This is a genomic window from Paraburkholderia sp. A1BS-2L, from assembly GCF_051125205.1.
Taxonomy (GTDB): domain Bacteria; phylum Pseudomonadota; class Gammaproteobacteria; order Burkholderiales; family Burkholderiaceae; genus Paraburkholderia.
On record NZ_CP120431.1, the window covers coordinates 39,026 to 55,724 of the forward strand.

The 16,699-nt window shown below is 66.7% G+C and carries 14 protein-coding genes; 2 read left to right on the forward strand and 12 right to left on the reverse strand.

Features of this window, described 5'->3' with window-relative positions:
• Positions 1-12 precede the first annotated feature (12 nt).
• On the reverse strand, positions 13-966 hold the full coding sequence (speB, locus tag P5W98_RS30045) for an agmatinase (RefSeq protein ID WP_421028093.1): 954 nt from the start codon (positions 964-966) through the stop codon (positions 13-15).
• A gap of 150 nt (positions 967-1,116) precedes the next feature.
• Here speB and P5W98_RS30050 point away from each other — a divergent pair, with 150 nt between their 5' ends.
• Together P5W98_RS30050 and P5W98_RS30055 are read left to right on the forward strand one after the other, a co-directional pair.
• Positions 1,117-2,034 carry a LysR family transcriptional regulator gene (locus P5W98_RS30050; protein ID WP_421028094.1) on the forward strand — a complete coding sequence of 306 codons (918 nt, stop codon included), beginning with the start codon at positions 1,117-1,119 and terminating at the stop codon, positions 2,032-2,034.
• 364 nt (positions 2,035-2,398) lie between these two features.
• Positions 2,399-3,535, forward strand: a complete 1,137-nt coding sequence (locus tag P5W98_RS30055) for a YncE family protein (RefSeq protein ID WP_421028095.1) — start codon at positions 2,399-2,401, stop codon at positions 3,533-3,535.
• A 53-nt stretch (positions 3,536-3,588) separates the two neighbouring features.
• On the opposite strand, the gene P5W98_RS30060 is transcribed toward P5W98_RS30055, so the two are convergent.
• The 11 genes from P5W98_RS30060 to P5W98_RS30110 form a co-directional block, all read right to left on the reverse strand.
• Positions 3,589-4,671 (reverse strand): Rieske 2Fe-2S domain-containing protein, encoded by a 1,083-nt coding sequence (locus P5W98_RS30060; protein ID WP_421028096.1) that lies wholly within the window; start codon positions 4,669-4,671, stop codon positions 3,589-3,591.
• A gap of 85 nt (positions 4,672-4,756) precedes the next feature.
• Positions 4,757-7,210, reverse strand: coding sequence for an efflux RND transporter permease subunit (locus P5W98_RS30065; protein WP_421028097.1), 2,454 nt, complete (start codon positions 7,208-7,210; stop codon positions 4,757-4,759).
• An 86-nt stretch (positions 7,211-7,296) separates the two neighbouring features.
• On the reverse strand, positions 7,297-8,385 hold the full coding sequence (locus tag P5W98_RS30070) for a WD40/YVTN/BNR-like repeat-containing protein (protein WP_421028098.1): 1,089 nt from the start codon (positions 8,383-8,385) through the stop codon (positions 7,297-7,299).
• An 86-nt stretch (positions 8,386-8,471) separates the two neighbouring features.
• Positions 8,472-9,677: an acetyl-CoA C-acyltransferase gene (locus tag P5W98_RS30075; RefSeq protein WP_421028099.1), complete on the reverse strand. Its 1,206-nt coding sequence runs from the start codon at positions 9,675-9,677 to the stop codon at positions 8,472-8,474.
• A gap of 37 nt (positions 9,678-9,714) precedes the next feature.
• On the reverse strand, positions 9,715-10,206 hold the full coding sequence (locus P5W98_RS30080) for a MaoC family dehydratase (RefSeq protein ID WP_421028100.1): 492 nt from the start codon (positions 10,204-10,206) through the stop codon (positions 9,715-9,717).
• The gene (locus P5W98_RS30085; protein WP_421028101.1) at positions 10,203-11,009 is read right to left on the reverse strand and encodes an SDR family oxidoreductase; all 807 of its coding nucleotides are present in this window, start codon (positions 11,007-11,009) and stop codon (positions 10,203-10,205) included. Before P5W98_RS30085 ends, P5W98_RS30080 begins: the two co-directional genes overlap by 4 nt.
• Positions 11,006-12,169 (reverse strand): acyl-CoA dehydrogenase family protein, encoded by a 1,164-nt coding sequence (locus P5W98_RS30090; RefSeq protein ID WP_421028754.1) that lies wholly within the window; start codon positions 12,167-12,169, stop codon positions 11,006-11,008. The genes P5W98_RS30085 and P5W98_RS30090 overlap by 4 nt, the downstream gene beginning before the upstream one ends.
• A gap of 113 nt (positions 12,170-12,282) precedes the next feature.
• Complete coding sequence (locus tag P5W98_RS30095) at positions 12,283-13,530, reverse strand: acyl-CoA dehydrogenase family protein (protein ID WP_421028102.1); 1,248 nt, start codon at positions 13,528-13,530, stop codon at positions 12,283-12,285.
• A gap of 4 nt (positions 13,531-13,534) precedes the next feature.
• On the reverse strand, positions 13,535-14,413 hold the full coding sequence (locus P5W98_RS30100) for an SDR family oxidoreductase (RefSeq protein ID WP_421028103.1): 879 nt from the start codon (positions 14,411-14,413) through the stop codon (positions 13,535-13,537).
• Positions 14,414-14,447: 34 nt separating this feature from the next.
• Positions 14,448-15,599, reverse strand: coding sequence for an acetyl-CoA C-acetyltransferase (locus tag P5W98_RS30105; RefSeq protein WP_421028104.1), 1,152 nt, complete (start codon positions 15,597-15,599; stop codon positions 14,448-14,450).
• Between the two features lie 2 nt (positions 15,600-15,601).
• On the reverse strand, positions 15,602-16,675 hold the full coding sequence (locus P5W98_RS30110; RefSeq protein WP_421028105.1) for an acyl-CoA dehydrogenase family protein: 1,074 nt from the start codon (positions 16,673-16,675) through the stop codon (positions 15,602-15,604).
• Between the last annotated feature and the right edge of the window lie 24 nt (positions 16,676-16,699).

Here is a 16,699-nt window from a genome sequence, read left to right on the forward strand (position 1 = left end):
CCTGCTGCCCGCTCACGCGCGGCGCTTCACGCCCGGCAGCACGCAAAGCATTTCGAACGCGAGATTCGCGCCCAAAAGCGCCGTGGTGCCAAACGGGTCATACGGCGGCGCGACTTCCACGAGGTCCGCGCCCACAATGTCGATGCCCCAGGTGCCGCGAATGATTTCGAGCGCCTGCGGCACGGTCAGGCCCGCGATTTCGGGCGTGCCGGTGCCTGGCGCGTAGGCCGGGTCGATGCCGTCGATATCGAAGCTCAGGTAGACCGGGCCGCCCTGCACGCGCGCGCGCACTTCTTCCATCAGCGGCGCGAGCGACTGGTTCCAGCATTCCTCGGCCTGCACGACGCGGAAGCCTTGCTGACGGCACCAGTCGAAGTCCTCGGCCTCGTAGCCCGTGCCGCGCAGACCGATCTGCACCACACGGTTGCAATCCAGCAGCCCTTCTTCGACGGCGCGGCGAAACGGCGTGCCGTGGGCGATCTTCTCGCCGAACATCGTGTCGTTCACGTCCGCATGCGCGTCCACGTGAATCAGGCCCACGGGGCCATGCTTGCGATGGATCGCGCGCAGGATCGGCAACGTGATGGTGTGGTCGCCGCCGAGCGTGATCGGCCGGCAGTCGTGTTCGAGAATGGCGTCGTACGCGTGTTCGATGCGCGTGATCGAATCGGCGAGGTTGTAGGGATTGATCGCCACGTCGCCGATGTCGGCCACTTGCAGCGAGTCGAACGGCGCCGCACGCGTCGCCATGTTATAGGGGCGCAGCAGCACCGACTCGGTGCGGACCTGGCGCGGACCGAAGCGCGCGCCCGTGCGGTTCGAGGTGCCCAGATCGAACGGCACGCCCACGAAGCAGGCGTCGAGACCCTTGGCGTTCTCTACCTGCGGCAGGCGCATCATCGTCGCGATACCGCCGCAGCGCGGCATGACATTGCCCCCGAGGGGCTGGAAATATTGTTCAGACATATCTGCGCTCCACGTTCTCATTGATTCTGCCGGATCATGCGAATCGGCTACAGGCGCAGTTTCAAGCATCCGTCAAACAAAGATAAATAACGATTCCCCACTGTTCACATTGATAAAATGCTATGTATCGAAGAATTCCCCGGAGAAGCCATGCTCGGCAACCTGACCGACCTCGACCTGCGTCTGCTGCGCGTTTTTGTGGCCGTGGTGGAAGCCGGCGGCGTGAGCGTCGCGCAAACGACGCTCAACGTGAGCCAGCCCACCATCAGCGCGCAACTCTCGACGCTCGAGACGCGCCTCGGCTACCGGCTGTGCGAGCGCGGCCGCAGCGGCTTTCGGCTGACCGAAAAAGGCGAGCGCATGTACGAGCTGGCCATCACGCTGCTCGCCGCCGCCGAGGAATTCGCCCTCAAGGCGCGGCACCTCGACCGCAAGCTGGTCGGCACGCTGGCAATCGGCCTGATCGGCCACGCGCCGATCGGCGAGAACGCGCGCATCAGCGAGGCCATCGCCTCGTTCAAGCAGCGCGACGAAGCGGTCCGCTTCTCGATCTCCGTGAAATCGCCGGGCGAGCTCGAAGAGCAACTGCTCAATGGCGACATTCAGATCGCCGTGGGCTATTTCTGGCATCGCGTGCCCACGCTCGAATACACGCCGCTCTTTATCGAGCGGCAGATCGCTTATTGCGGGCGCGGCCATCCGCTGTTCGAGCGCGCAGGCAAGCTCTCGCCTTCCGAGGCCGCCCATCACGAATGGGTCTGGCGCACTTACCCGACGCCAGAGGCGCAACATTCGACGAGCGCGAACAAGGTCACCGCGCAGGCCGACAACATGGAGGCGGTGTCGCTCCTGATTCTCTCGGGCTACCATCTGGGCTACCTGCCGCAGCAGTTCGCGGCGCCGCTCGTGCGCAGCGGGCGGCTCGCGGCGCTCAATCCCGCGAAGCTCGCCTATGAAGTGACGTTTCACATGGTCACCCAGAAGCGCAGCAGCCACGACCCCATCGTGCAGGCCTTCCTCGAAGATTTGAGGAACGCGCATCCGCACGAGCCGATCGGATATCGATGAAACCACTGCGCCGGCACGCTCGCCGTTTTGTTAGTCATGAATTAAAAGAATCAATTAACTCATTTTTTAAAAATTGAAAAATTAAAAGAATAAATAGCCAGATTATGTTTTCAATTTAAATACAATGCTTTCATTAGCCGCACCGTTTGCAAATCCTTCTCAAATTAATCAAAAAAGGATCGACTGAAAATACCATTCCAGCACCCATCATCAACACATTGAAATAAAACATCTTTTACGGATTGCTGCGCCGCCTTCTTTGATCCGGCAATGAAATCTGCTTTCATGCATGCCGCGCTCTAATTTAATGTTTGCATATAGAGCGATCACCAATTTCGACACGCAAACAGAAATGGAGGATGACATGCAAGGACGATTCCGGTCCGCAATTGCGCTCGCCTTGTCAGTGGGCCTGGCGGCGTGCGGCGGCAGCAGCAACAATGGCAGCTCGGCCAGCACCGTTGCCGCGCCCGCAGAGCAGGCGACGATCAAAGTGCCCAATTCGACCAACCCGGCGTTCAGCTTCGACATCAGCTACGTCGACTCCGGCAAGTACTACCTGGCAGACCGCAACAATTCCTCCGTGGATGTCGTCGATACGCACACCAATACGCTCGTCGCGCAAATCAAGGGCGGCTTCACTGGCATCGGCAAAACCACCGATACCTCTGGCCCCGACGGCCTCGTCGGCATTCCCGGCACCAGCACGCTGTACGCGGGCGACGTGAACAACGTCAAGGTTATCGATACGGCGGCGCAGCAGGTGGTGGGCACGATTGCGGTGAGCGACGCGGGCGAGCGCGTGGACGAAGGCTGCTACGACCCCGATGACGACATCGTGATGTTCGCGAGCCCCGGCGACACGCCGCCGTTCACGACCTTCATTTCGAACAAGACCCGCACCGTCATGTCGAAGCTGACGTTCACGACCTCGTCGGGTCTCGAGGCCTGCGCGTATGATCCCAAAACGAAGAGCTTCCTGATCAACAACGACGGTACGCCGGCAAACCCCGAAGGCGAAGTCGATGTGATTCCGGCGGCTTCGGTAGTGGCCGGCACGCCAGCCGTGTCGAGCGTTTATCCGCTTGGCAACTGCTCGCCGACCGGGCTCGCGCTCGGCCCGAACAACGACATGCTGGTGGGCTGCGATCAGCCAGCGGGCCAGAAGCTGGGCTCGCTGATCCTCGACCGCACCACGGGCTCGACGCTCGCCACGGTACCCTTCGGCGGTGTCGATCAGGTGGCCTACGATTCGGTGTCGAACCGCTACTTCCTGCCCGCCCGGCACGAAACGGCGAACGGCACGGCGGCCGACTCGGGATATACGCCGCTGCTCGGCGTAATCGACGGAGCGAGCCGCAAGCTCATTGCGCAGGTTCCGGTCGGCAACGGCGTGCACTCGGTGGCCGTGGATGGCGCAACCAATCAGGTCTACGTGCCGTTCCAACCCGGCGCAACCAACTTCCCGTTTGGCGGCATCCTCGTGTTCAACGCGCATTAAACGAATCGGGCGCGGCTGTTCGGGCCGCGCCCCTGCTTTCCAGCACATTTTTTCTATGCCCGGCTTTCGAACACGTGATGCAGCGGCGGCACCGAACCGCCCTCGTCCACCTTGATCTCGAAGACCTTGCGTGCGCGGGTCGCGGGCCGCACGTCGGCGGCATCGAGGTAAAACTGGTTGTACCAGTCGCGCATCTGATAGAGCGGACCATCGCCTTCGCAGAGCAGCGGATTGTCGATGCGGGTCTTGCTGTCCCAGATCGCCACGTCTTCATAGAACGCCGCCTGCGCCTGGGCCACATAGGCGCGCGCAATTTCCATGTTCTGTTCTTCCGGGAGACCCGGAATTTTCTTGACCATCACGCCATAGCGCAGCTCAAAGCTGTTCATGTCGATGGGCACGTGGCAGTTCAGCAGGATCGAGTTGATCGGGTGACCGCCGCTGGTTCCCGACATCTCCGTGATGTGATATGCCGGGCCGAAATAGGTGGAGAGCGCGATCAGTTCGTCGTCGCCGAGCCGCGCGCTGCGGCCCACCAGCAATTGCGTGGCCTTGTGATCTTCGAACAGATTCGCGAAGTAGTCCACCGGCGCGCCGTGCACGGTCGCGAAATGCGCCATGTCGGAAATGTTGTCCACCAGTTCGCGGCAGTTCGTGCCGATCACCATCTTGTCCACGACCCAGTCGGACCACTCGTCCGATTCGCACGCGGCGATGGGCGGGATCGCCACGCTCTCGGGCGGCTCGCCGCCTTCGGGATCGTGCCAGACGAACAGCAGCTTGTTCTGCTCGCAGGTTCGCCACGCGCCGATCTTTGCCTTGGGCGGAATGCGCTTGCAATAGGGAATGGACTGGCATTGACCATCGCCATCCCATTGCCAGCCGTGGAACGGACACACGAGCGTGTCGCCTTCCACGCGGCCGGTCGAGAGGTCCGCGCCCATGTGCGGGCAATAGCCGTCCACCACGCGAATCTGGCCCGTAGAATCGGCGAATGCGGCCAGCCGCTTGCCGAACACGTTGAGCGTATGCGGCCTGCCGTCCCGATAGTCGTTCGCGAGCCCGAGGCAGTGCCAGCCACGGGCATAGCGCTGCACGAGCGGCTGCGCTTCGATCTTGTACGGACGTGCGGACATAGGGTTCTCCTTCCTTGAGTGGACGCCGCACGTTTTTTCCGCGCGGCGCGTGCTTCACGTTATTCAGTGATGTTGATGAATGGCTTCAGGGGCGTGCATGCGCGGGTTCTTTCACGCTCGCGTGAAGGGCTGCGGCCTCGGCGCTCGTTGCGGTGGCGGCGTTCGCGGCACGCTCGCCCACGCGCCGCTCCGCGCGCTCCACGCCCAGCCAGGCGGCGAGCGCGGGCAGCAGGAACACCGCGCCGAACAGGTTCACGAGGAACATGAACGCGAGCAGTACGCCCATGTCCACCTGGAACTTGAGCGCGGAACCTGCCCACGTGCCCACGCCGATGAACATCGTGGCCGCCGTGAAGAGGGCTGCGGTGCCGCGCTGGCGCATCGCCTCGCCGAATGCCTCTGGCAGGCTCGCGCCCGCGCGCACTTCGTGTTGCAGGCGCTCGTAGAGATAGATGCCGTAATCGACACCCACGCCCACGCCCAGCGTAATCACCGGCAGCGTCGCCACCTTCAGGCCGATGCCGAGCTTCGCCATCACCGCATTGCAGAGGATCGAGACGATCGTGAGCGGCACGATCACGCACAGCACCGCCCGCCACGAGCGGAAGGTCACGAGGCACAGCAGCGCGATAGCGCCGAAGATCGAAAGCAGCATGGCGATCTCGGCGTCGGCCACGGCCTCATTGGTGGCCGCCATCACGCCCACGTTGCCGCCCGCGAGGTGGAAGGCCACGCCCCTGGTCTGGTCCTCGGCCGCGAAGCGCTTGATCTCGTCGACGATGTGCGCGATCGTGCTGCCCTCGTGGTTGTCGGTGTAGATGAGCACCTGAATCGCCTGGCAGTTCTCCGTGTTCATGCCGCTATCGGGGTCGAACGCGCTCGAACCCTGCGTGAGGCCATCAGCCGAGCGCGGCAGCGAGGCCCAGCGCGGGTTGCCTTCGTTGAACGCGGCAATCGACACCTTCGCGAGCGACGGCACGCTCACCACCGACTGCACGCCGGCCACGCCGCGCATCTGCATCTCGAAGCGCTCGATGGCGCTCATGACCGGGTAATGGAGGCAGGCGTCGTCGTAGCCCTGGGTCGCCACGATCACGGCGAGCGCATCGACACCAATGTTGTACTGGCTCGTGATGCGCGCGTTATCCATGTTGTAGCGCGAGTTCGCGCGCAGTTCGGGCGCGCCCGAGCCGATGTCGCCAATCTGCAGGCCGCGCGAGGCTTGTGTGCCGAACGCGAGCAGCACGAGCGCCGCCGCGAACACGCCCAGCGCGGGCAGTGGCCTTGCGAACACGCCGAAGCGCGCCCAGCCGCCGCTCTGTGCATGTGCCGCGCCGCGCTGCGCACGCGCAAGCGCGCTGCGCTCCAGCTGCGTGTACGAAAGCAGGATCGGCAGGAACACCTTGTTCGTGACGATCATCAGCAGCACGCCGAGGCAGGCGGTAATGCCCAGTTCGCGTACGATGTCGATCTGGATGCGCATGATGACCATGAAGCCCAGCGCATTCGTGAGCAGCGCCACGGTGCCCGGCACGAACAGCTTTCGGAACGCGTCGCGCGCGGCGTCGACCGATGAAAGACCCGTGGCCAACGCCTGCTTCCACGCATTGGTCATCTGCACCGCGTGCGAGACGCCGATCGAGAAAATCAGGAACGGCACGAGGATCGACATCGGGTCGATGCCAAGACCGAGCATCGGCAGCGCGCCCAGCAGCCAGACAACCGGCAGCAGCGCGACGCACAGCGCGAGCGCCGTGGTCTTGAGCGAGCGGGTGTAGGCGAGCAGCAGCACGGCGGTCACCGCGAAGGCGATGCCGAAGAACACCATCACGCCCGCGATGCCCGACTCCACGTCGCCCACGAGCTTGGCAAAGCCGATAATGTCCACTTCGACATTCCGATTGGCGTAGCGCGCGCGAATCTGTTCGAGTTGCTTCGCCACCGAGCCATAGTCGAGCCGCTTGCCGGTGGTGGGATCGGTCTCGCGCAGTTCTGCGCGAATCAGCGCGGCCTTGAGGTCGTTGCTCACGAGCCGGCCGATCTGGCCCGAGCGCGCCACGTTGCGGCGCACCTTCGCGAGATCCTCAGGGTTGGCGCTGCTGAACTGGCCGGGCACCACCACGTCGCCGCGAAAGCCCGCTTCGGTCACTTCCGTGTAGCGCACGTTCGGCGTGAAGAGCGAGAACACGCGCGAGCGGTTCACGCCGGGGATGAAGAACACGTCGTCGGTGGCGTGGCGCAGTTCGTCCATGAACTGCTCGTTATAGATGTCGCCCTGTCCCTTCCAGCGCAGGCTCACGAGCACGGTGTTCGCGCCGGGGAATGCGCTGGCATAGCGGTTGAACACCTGCATGTACGGGTGTTCCATCGGGATCATCTTGTTGAAGCCCGGGTCGAGCCGCAGACGCGTGGCCGACACGCCGAAGGCGGCGGTCAGCGCGAGGCACACTGCGAGCAGCACGAGGCGGTGGCGCATGATGGCGCCGGCACAGCGGTCGACGAAGCGCGCGAGCGCGGTGGAGCGGGTAGAGGCGGTCATAGTGCGTCTCACAACGAATGGCACAGCGGTTTGCACTGCGAACCAGCGCAACGGGAGCAGCGAAGAGAATTCACGGCGCCGCGAGTTCAGGAAGGCGCGTTGGCCTGGGCGGCCGCAGGTGGGCTGGGCGATGCGCCGTTGGGGGCTTCGGAGCCCGCGAGCTTCGACGCGTTGGCCGCGTTCTTGCCATTAGCGATATCGCGCGGCGCGGGCACGGTCTGCGCGGGCAGCGTCCAGCGCATCACGCCTGGCTCGCCGGCCACCAGCAGGCGGCCCTGCCCGTCGTCCAGCACGGCGGCCAGGCTTTGCACGCCGCCCACCTTGCGCACTGCGTAATGCTCGCCCGCGTCGTCGGAGGTAACGATGGCGCCGCCCTGCCCGACCAGCACGAGCCGGCCGCCATTCAACTGCGCCGCGCCGAAGTACGAGACGCCCACGCCGCTGTCGACATGCGTCCACGTCTGCGCGCCGTCGGTCGAACGCAGCACGTTGCCGCGCATGCCGTAGGCGAGCCATGCGCCATCGGCGAGCGGCAGCACGCCGAACAGCGACCCCGCATAGGGCGACGAACGCTTGTCCCAGGTCGCGCCGTTGTCGTTGGACACCAGCAGCGTGCCGGTCTCGCCCGCGATCACGATGCGCCCCTTGCCGTCGCCCGCGATCGCGTTCAGATGGCGGTCTTCGGCCGGGGTCTTCTCGACGCTCCACGTTGCGCCCTCGTCGTGCGACACGAGGAGTTGACCGAAGCTTCCCGCTACGAAGAGCGGCCCGTTCGGCTGCCCCCAGATCGCGAGCAGCGGGTCGGAGTGGCGGTGATCGAAGTGAGTCTGCTGCCAGTGTTCGCCGCCGTCCACGGTGCGCAGGATCACGCCGTCGTGGCCCACAGCAATGCCGGTGCGCGGCGATACGAAGAACACCTGGGTCAACGTGGACGCCTCTTTGTAATCCGCGGTGGCGCGCCGCCAGCTTGCGCCCGCGTCGTCGCTGAGCAGGATCACGCCGCGCTCGCCCACAGCAACGGCGCGCGAGCCGGCCTGCGCGAGGCCGTTGATCTGCAGATGATTGGCCGCGATGGTGCTGGCAGGGAATGCGGGCAAGGGGCGCGGCGCGAACGCAAAGAGCGCCGCACCCAGCACCGCCGCCGACATCAGCAGGCCGGGAAGCGTAGTTTTCACGGAGTGTCTCCTCCAGGTAGTGCGTTTTTTTGCTACTGCTGCTTTGTGTGACTGCGGGTCCTGCTTGTAGTGCCTGCTCGCGCGGTCTACGCCGCGATTTCGAACAGCGCCGCCGCGCCCATGCCGCCGCCGATGCACATCGTCACCACGGCGAGCCGCGCGCCGCGCCGCTTCGCCTCGATGAGCGCGTGCATCGTCATGCGCGCGCCCGACATGCCGAACGGATGGCCGAGCGCAACCGCGCCGCCGTTCACGTTCAGGCGGTCCATCGGGATGCCTAACTTGTCGCGGCAGTAGATGGCCTGGCACGCGAAGGCCTCGTTGAGCTCCCACAGGCCGATGTCGCTGACCGTGAGCTTGTGGCGCTCCAGCAGGCGCGGCACCGCGAAGACCGGTCCGATGCCCATCTCGTCGGCTTCGCAGCCGGCCACCGCGAGGCCGCGAAACGTGCCCAGCGGCGTGAGGCCGCGTGCGCGCGCGCTTTGCGCGCTCATCACCACGACCGCCGCCGCGCCGTCCGAAAGCTGCGAGGCATTGCCGGCGGTAATGAATTCGCCCTGCGCCACCGCCTCGCCGCCGCTCCACACCGGCTTGAGTGCGGCGAGGCTATCGGCGCTGGTTTCGGCGCGGTTGCATTCGTCGCGTTCGGCGCGCACGTTCTCGTGGCCGGTGACATTGCCCTCCTTGTCGAACAGCGCGCGGCGCACGTCGAGCGGCACGATCTCGGCGTCGAAGCGCCCTGCCGCCTGCGCCGCCGCCGTGCGCTGCTGGCTCACGAGCGAGTAGGCGTCCTGATCGGCGCGGCTGATGCCGTAGCGGCGCGACACCACCTCCGCCGTCTCGATCATCGCCATATAGGCGGCGGGCTGTTGCGCGAGCACGCTCTCGGCGCGCGCGCGGTAGCTGTTCTTGTGGCGGTTCTGCGTGAGCGTGATCGACTCCACGCCGCCCGCCACCACGATATCGGCGTCACCGCATGCGATGCTGCGCGAGGCCACCGCGATCGACATGAGCCCCGACGAGCACATGCGGTCGAGCGCCATGCCCGGGACGCTCGCGGGCAGCCCGGCGGCAATCGCCGAAAGACGGCCGATGTTGTAGCCCTGGGTGCCCTGCTGCGCGGCGCAGCCCACGATGACGTCGTCGATCTCGCGGCCTTCGAGGCCCGCGCGCTCAACCGCCGCGCGCACCACGTGGCCGCCCAGCGAGGGCGCTTCGGTATCATTGAAAACACCCCGGTAGGCCTTGCCGATGGGGGTGCGCGCCACGGAGACAATCACGGCTTCGTTCATCGAATGCATTCCTGTTTCGAATCGGATAAATACGGAGTCAGAAGTAATAGCGGCTGATGGTGTCGACCACGCAGCCTGGCTTGGCCTCGCCCTCGATCTCCACGCTCACGCGAATCCATGCCTGCACGCCGCCTTCCAGCGCTTCGGCGCGCAACAGCTCGCCCACGCCGCGCACGCGTGCGCCCACGCGCACCGGCGCCGGAAAGCGCACGCGCTCGCAGCCGTAGTTCACGCCCATGCGCGCGCCGTCGATGCGCAAGATTTCCGGCAGGAAATGGTTGACGAGCGAGAGCGTGAGATAGCCGTGCGCGATGCAGCCGCCGAATGGACCGCTTGCGGCGCGCGCGGGGTCCACATGGACCCACTGATGGTCGAGCGTGGCGTCGGCGAACTGGTTGATGCGCGCCTGGTCGATGTCGAACCAGGGGCTCGCGCCGAGGCGCTCGCCCACGGCATCGAGCAGCTCGCCCGGCTGCGCGAACACGCGCACGGGCGTGGCTTCGGCGGAAACGTCGAGCGTGCTCATCATGCGTGCTGGCTGCTTACCGAGAGCACTTCGCCGGTCATATACGACGCGTAGTCGCTTGCGAGGAACACCATCACGTTTGCCACCTCCCAGACTTCGGCTGCGCGCCCGAATGCTTCGCGCGAGGCCAGTTGTTCGAGCAGTTCGGCCGGAGCCGACTTCTTCAGAAAATCGTGCAACGCAATGCTCGGCGCCACCGCGTTGATGCGCACCCCGTGCGGCGCGGCCTCCAGCGCCGCGCAACGCGTGAGCGCCATCACGCCGGCCTTGGCGGCCGCGTAATGCGCCTGCTCCGCCTGCGCCCGCCAGCCCAGCACCGACGCGTTGTTGACGATCGTGCCGCGCCCGCGCGCCTGCATGTGGGGCAACATCGCGCGCATCATGCGGAACGTGCCGGTAAGGCTAATGTCGAGCACGCGCGACCATTGCGCATCGTCCATATCGACTAGACGGCACGAGCCGCCGAGACCCGCGTTGTTCACGAGCACGTCCACGCCGCCGGTTTTGTCCTCGGCTTCGGCCACCAGCGCTCTCACCTGCTCCTCGTTGGAGACGTCGCAGAGGCTGCCGTAGACCGCTTCCAGACCGGTTTCGTCGCGCAGCCTGGCGAGCGCTTCGGTGAGGCGCTTTTCGTGGATATCGGAGATGAACAGCGCGCGGCAGCCTTCTTCCGCGCTGCGCCGGGCCGCCGCGAAGCCGATGCCGGCACCGGCGGCGGCGGTGATGAGCACCGACTTGCCCGCGAGCAGTTGATGACCGGCCACATAGGGCGGCGCGATGGACAGACCTTGTGGAGCGTGGTTCATGCTTGACCTCTGGGTTCTTTCGGCATGCCGAGCCCGCGCTCGGCCATGATGTTGAGCTGGATTTCGTTGGTGCCGGCGTAGATGGTGTCGGCGCGCGAGAACAGGAACACGCCCTGCAGACGGCTGCGCTTCGCGTCGTTCGCATCGACGAGGTTCGCGCGCTCGCCGAGCACGTCCATCGCAAGCTGGCCCAGATCGCGGTGCCAGTTCGACCAGTAGTACTTGTAGATGAGTGAGGACTTGTCGAGCGTACCGGCGGCGGGCGCACCGGCAGCCGCCGCGCCTTCGCCCGCGCCTGCGAGCATGCGCAGCGCGTTGTAGCGCATCGTGCGCAGCCCGGCCCACGCCTTCGCGATGCGCGCGCGAATGGCGGGATCGTGGGCCACGCCCGCCTCGCGCGCGGCGTCGATCACCCAGTCGAGCTCGCGGATGAACTGCATCTGCTGGCCGAGCGTGGAGATGCCGCGCTCGAAGGCGAGCAGCGTCATCGCGATGCGCCAGCCGTCACCGGGCTCGCCCACGAGATCGGCGGCTTCGGCGCGGGCGCCATCGAAGAACACCTCGTTGAATTCCGCACCGCCGTTCATCTGCCGGATCGGACGGATCTCGACGCCGGGCTGGTCGAGCGGCACGAGGAAGAACGAGAGGCCCTTGTTGCCGCGCGATTGCGGGTCGCTGCGCGCGAGCACGAAGATCCATTCGGAGTCGTGCGCGAGCGAGGTCCAGACTTTCTGGCCGTCGATGCGCCACGCGCCATCGGCCTGGCACTCGGCGCGCGTGCGCACGTTCGCGAGGTCCGAGCCCGCGCCGGGCTCCGAATAGCCCTGGCACCAGAACTGCGAGCCCGCGAGGATGCCGGGCAGGAAGCGCGCGCGCTGGTCGGCGTTGCCGCAGGCGATCAGCGTGGGGCCGAGCAGCCCTTCGCCGATATGGCCCATGCGGCCCGGGCCGCCCGCACGTGCGTATTCCTCGTGGAAGATCACCTGGCCGGCAATGCTCCAGCCGCGCCCGCCTGCTTCGACGGGCCAGCCGAGGCCAGTCCAGCCGCCCTCCGCAAGCTCGCGCTCCCACGCCTTGCGCAGTTCCGGGAATGCGTCCTCGTCGCCGGGGCCGCCACGGTAGCGCAGGCAGGCGAATTCGCCCGTGAGGTGCGCCTCCATCCAGGCGGCAATCCCGGCGCGCAAGCGCGCTTCGCGGTTGCCGCCCTGTTCGTTGAGGTGCGCGTTGAGGTGAGCGTTGAAATCCGCCCTGAAGTCTCGATCAATGCGTGCGTTCATGCGTTCGCTCCTGCAAGCACCGCTGCGCTCGTGTGTTCGGCCACGGCATGGCTGCTCGCACCGTCGATCACGTGACCCGCGAGCCAGCCATAGAGTTGCGACGTCGAGCCGAACAGCGCACCGGAAGCCTGTGCGCGCTTGAAATAAAGCTGTGGATCGTACTCCCAGGTAAACCCCACTCCGCCGTGCAGCTGGATGGCTTCCTGGGCGCAGAAGCGGAACGCGTCGTTCGCGCTCGCCTTGGCCACCGCGATATCGGCGTATTGCGCAGCCGTAGGCACGCCTTGCGCGGCATCCCAGGCGGCTGCCGCGCCGAACACTACGGAGCGCGCCGCCTCCACCGCCACGAGCATTTCGGCGCAGCGGTGCTTGACCGCCTGGAACGAAGCGATGGCGCGCCCGAACTGCACGCGCTCCGCCGTGTAGGCCAGCGTGAGGTCGAGACATTGCTGCGCGCCGCCCAACTGCTCGGCCGCGAGCGCAAGCGCCGCAAGCCATGCCGTTTCCGTGAGCGCGCGCCGCGCCACCACACTGCGCGCGAGGCACGCCGCCGGCGCGACCCGCACGTTGTCCAGTGCGATGCCTGCGATGGCGCGCGTGGTATCGAGCGTCGCGAGCGGCGTGCGCGCCACACCCGTTTGTGCCGTTTCGACCGCGAACAGCGCGATTTCGCCGCTACTGTTGCCATCGGCCAGGCGCGCGGGCACGAGCAGCAGGTCGGCCATCACGCCATCCAGCACGGCAGCGAGCGTGCCGCTCAGGCGGAAGCCCTCGGGCGTTTCATGCGCTTCGACACCCGATGCCACGCGCTCGCCCGCGTCGTCGAATGGCGCTCCGATCGCCAGCGCCGCGCGCGTCTCGCCCGCAGCGATGCGCGCGAGCCAGCGCACGGCTTCCTCGGAGCCTTCATCCGCATCGGCTTCGTTTGATTCACCGCTGCAACGCGCCAGCGCCTGTGCCGCCAGCACCGCCGTGCCGAAATACGGCACGCAGGCGAGCCTTGCCCCAAGCTGCTCCAATAGCAGCACGAGCTCCGTGGCGCCCAGTCCCGCGCCGCCGGCGTGCTCCGGCACGCTCAGGCCGCACCAGCCGAGCTCCGCCGCCACGGTCTGCCAGAGCACGGCATCGTAGCCCGCATGGCGCTCGATCGCGCGGCGCACGTCGGCGGATGCGCTCTGCTGCGCGAGCACCTCCGCCGCGCTATCGCGAATCATGACCTGCTCTTCGGTGAGTACGAGGTCCATGGCGTCAGCTTCCGTAAACGCGCTGCGCGGGCCGTGCCTGCTCGACCAGCGCCGCCACCGCCGCGCCCACTTCGTGCGCGGGCCAGCGCGCGCCACGGTCCACGCTCGGGCCCGTGCGCCAGCCCTCCGCCACGGCGATCATGCCGCCGGAGACCTCGAACACCTGCCCGGTCACCGCGCCCGATACCTCGCTCGCGAGCCACACCACGAGCGGCGCGACGTTGGCCGGATCGAAGGCGTCGAAGCCGCCGTTCTCGGGCTTCTTCATCACGTCGGCGAACAGCGTTTCGGTCATCGCCGTGCGCGCCGCCGGCGCGAGCGCATTCACGCACACGCCGTAGCGCTGGAGCTCGGCGGCCTGCATCAGCGTGAGCGCCGCAATGCCGGCCTTGGCCGCGCCATAGTTGGATTGCCCGATCGAGCCTTGCAGCCCCGCGCCCGAACTCGTGTTGACGATGCGCGCCGCCACCGGCGTGCCCGCCTTCGCGGCATCGCGCCAGCCGCGCGCGAGAATGTGTGCGAGACAGAAGTGGCCGCGCAGATGCACGCGCATGACCGCATCCCAATCGTCCTCGGTCATGGTCGTGAACATGCGGTCGCGGCAAATGCCCGCGTTGTTCACGAGCGCGTGAACCGTGCCGAAGGCTTCCTGCGCGGCATCGACGATGCGCTGCGCGGTGTCCATGCGCGTGATGTCGTCGCCGTTCGCGAGCGCGCGGCCGCCCGCCTGCGCAATCTCCTCGCACACGGCGCGCGCCGCGTCTTCGCGCACGTCGTTGACCACCACCGCCGCGCCCTGCTCCGCCAGCGCCAGCGCATACGCGCGCCCCAGCCCGCCGCCCGCGCCCGTAACGATCACGGTCCGTTCCTTGCAGATTCCCATGCCTGACCTCTCGTTAAGTCTTGTCACGCCGCGCTCAAAGGCGCTCGATAATAGTCACGTTCGCGAGCCCGCCGCCCTCACACATCGTCTGGAGTCCGTATCGACCGCCGGTGCATTCGAGTTCGTGCAGCAGCGTCGTCATGAGACGCGCGCCCGTTGCGCCCAGCGGATGCCCCAGCGCAATCGCGCCGCCGTTCGGATTCGTGCGCGCCGCGTCGTAGCCAGTTTCGGCAAGCCATGCGAGCACGACCGAGGCAAACGCCTCGTTGATCTCCACCGCGTCGATGTCCTTCATCGAGAGGCCCGCCTTCTTGAGCGCATGGCGCGTGGCGGGAATGGGCGCGGTCAGCATCCAGAGCGGGTCGTCGCCGAGTACGCTCAGGTGATGGATGCGCGCGCGCGGCGTGAGGCCGTAGCGTTGCAGCGCGTCTTCCGAGACGATCAGCAGCGCCGCCGCCGCGTCGCAGGTCTGGCTCGACACGGCCGCCGTGAGCGAGCCGCCCGGCATCAGCGGTTCGAGCAAGGCCATTTTTTCGAGCGTGGTGTCCGGGCGCGGAGTCTCGTCGCGCGAGAGGCCGAAGCACGGCACGACCTCGCGCTCGAAGCGCTTTCCCTCGATCGCGGCCACCGCCCGGCGATGGCTTTCCAGCGCATAGCGCTCCATCGCTTCGCGCGAGAGGTTCCAGTGATCGGCAATGCGCTGGGCCGCATCGAACTGCGAGACCGGCGCATCGCCAAAGCGCGCGCGCCAGCCCTTGCTGCCCGAGAACGGGTCGGTGAAGCCGAGCGGCACCGCCGCCGTCATCGCCGAAGAGATGGGGATTTGCGTCATGGTCTGCACGCCGCCCGCGATCACCACGTCCTGCGTGCCGCTCATGATGGCCTGCGCCGCGAAGTGCACGGCCTGCTGCGAGGAGCCGCACTGGCGGTCCACGGTCACGCCCGGAACTGTGAGCGGCAGGCCAGCGGCGAGCCAGCAGGTGCGCGCGATATTGCCGGCGAGCGGGCCGATGGTGTCCACGCAGCCGAACACGACGTCGTCGTAGTCCTCGGCGGGAATGGGGTTGCGCTTGACGATTTCCTGCAGCACGAAGCCGCCCAGGTCGGCGGCATGCACCGGCGCCAGCGTGCCCTTGCGGCGCCCCGTGGGCGTGCGCAGTGCGTCGACGATATAGGCTTGTTTCATGGTCACTCCAGTTCGAAGGTGCGCGCGGGGCCGATGGGCGTACGCGCGTCGATGAGCGTGCTGGCGACGCGCTCGCGATGGAACGTGGCATCGCCCCAGTTGCCCGCGAGCGCCCAGATGCGCTTGACGAAGATTTGCAGGTCGAGCTCCCACGTGTAGCCCATCGCGCCGTGCACCTGGATAGCGTTGCGCGCGGCCAGTTGCGCGGCTTCCAGCGCGGCGAGTTTCGCGTGCGAAACATAGAGCGCGCGCTGCGGATCATCCGTTGCGAGCGCGCACGCCGCGCGATAGACCACGGGGCGCGCGAACTCGTAGCGAATCGCGACATCGGCGAGCAGGTGCTTGACCGCCTGATACCCGCCAATGGGCTTGCCGAACTGCTTGCGCTGCGAGGTGTAGTCGATGGCAGCGTCGAGCACGCGCTGGGTGAGACCGAGCAATTGCGCGGCTACCGCGAACGCGCCGTGATCGAGCGCGGCGTCGAGAATCGGCGCGGTTTCTGCGGCCGTCGCGAGGCGCGTCGAGGTGCGGGGCGACGACACGTCGGGCGTCCATTGGACCTCGAAGATGCGCCGCGACGGATCCACGCTCTGGACAGCCTTGCGCGTGCAGGCCGAGGGCGCCACGCGGTGCAGTTCGCCGTCGCGCTCGCACAGCAGCAAGTGAGCGACGTGCGCATCGGCCACGTGCGGATTCACCGGATGCCCGAGCGCCACCCGCGCATTGCCCGCTGCGATCTGCGCCAGCAGCGTGTCGCGCCAGTCGCTCGCGGGGAGCCGTGCGAGCATCGCCACCGTCACGAACGCGGTGTCCATGAGCGTATCGGCGCCGCCGAAGTAGCCCCAGGTCTGCGCGAGCAGCGCCCATTCGGCAGCTGACATGCCCAGGCCGCCGTGTTCTTCGGGCACCGACACCGCGGTTATGCCCTGCGCGGCCAACTGCTCCCAGAGACGCTCCGAGCGTCCGCTTTCGGTCTCCCACAGTTCGCGGAGCAGTTCCGGCGTGAGCTCGGTCATCAGGAAGCGGCGTGCGGAATCGGCCAGCGCTTCCTGGTCTTCGTCGAATGAAAAGTCCATATGTCTCCTTTTCAGCTGGCTCCA

Coding starts and splice junctions, on each gene's coding strand:
- speB (WP_421028093.1), bottom strand. CDS start 966: ATGTCTGAACAATATTTCCAGCCCCTCGGGGGCAATGTCATGCCGCGC.
- P5W98_RS30050 (WP_421028094.1), top strand. CDS start 1,117: ATGCTCGGCAACCTGACCGACCTCGACCTGCGTCTGCTGCGCGTTTTT.
- P5W98_RS30055 (WP_421028095.1), top strand. CDS start 2,399: ATGCAAGGACGATTCCGGTCCGCAATTGCGCTCGCCTTGTCAGTGGGC.
- P5W98_RS30060 (WP_421028096.1), bottom strand. CDS start 4,671: ATGTCCGCACGTCCGTACAAGATCGAAGCGCAGCCGCTCGTGCAGCGC.
- P5W98_RS30065 (WP_421028097.1), bottom strand. CDS start 7,210: ATGACCGCCTCTACCCGCTCCACCGCGCTCGCGCGCTTCGTCGACCGC.
- P5W98_RS30075 (WP_421028099.1), bottom strand. CDS start 9,677: ATGAACGAAGCCGTGATTGTCTCCGTGGCGCGCACCCCCATCGGCAAG.
- P5W98_RS30080 (WP_421028100.1), bottom strand. CDS start 10,206: ATGATGAGCACGCTCGACGTTTCCGCCGAAGCCACGCCCGTGCGCGTG.
- P5W98_RS30085 (WP_421028101.1), bottom strand. CDS start 11,009: ATGAACCACGCTCCACAAGGTCTGTCCATCGCGCCGCCCTATGTGGCC.
- P5W98_RS30090 (WP_421028754.1), bottom strand. CDS start 12,169: ATGGAGGCGCACCTCACGGGCGAATTCGCCTGCCTGCGCTACCGTGGC.
- P5W98_RS30095 (WP_421028102.1), bottom strand. CDS start 13,530: ATGGACCTCGTACTCACCGAAGAGCAGGTCATGATTCGCGATAGCGCG.
- P5W98_RS30100 (WP_421028103.1), bottom strand. CDS start 14,413: ATGGGAATCTGCAAGGAACGGACCGTGATCGTTACGGGCGCGGGCGGC.
- P5W98_RS30105 (WP_421028104.1), bottom strand. CDS start 15,599: ATGAAACAAGCCTATATCGTCGACGCACTGCGCACGCCCACGGGGCGC.
- P5W98_RS30110 (WP_421028105.1), bottom strand. CDS start 16,675: ATGGACTTTTCATTCGACGAAGACCAGGAAGCGCTGGCCGATTCCGCA.